The organism is Gilliamella sp. Pas-s27, from assembly GCF_009795865.1.
Lineage (GTDB): Bacteria > Pseudomonadota > Gammaproteobacteria > Enterobacterales > Orbaceae > Gilliamella.
Window position 1 is genome coordinate 1 of record NZ_WTEW01000174.1, and the last position, 208, is coordinate 208.

Annotated in this window: 1 pseudogene; it reads left to right on the forward strand. The window is 38.5% G+C overall.

The window, feature by feature from the left end:
* Positions 1-208, forward strand: a pseudogene (locus GQ589_RS12160) (hypothetical protein); the annotation flags it as partial.

Below are 208 nucleotides of genomic sequence, written 5' to 3' on the forward strand. Positions count from 1 at the left end.
CTGAATTTAAAGTCAAAAAAAAGGGGAACTTTGATTATAAAAGCAATCATGATGTGACCATTACCACAAAGCAACAATATTTACCTCCTTTTAAACAGATGATAGCTCGGCGTGAGCAAGAGCTGCGAAATACTAAACCGGTAGATCCCCTTGATGGCAATTATCTAAAACAGGTGTATCCAGTGCACACCCATAACCCCGATAAAAT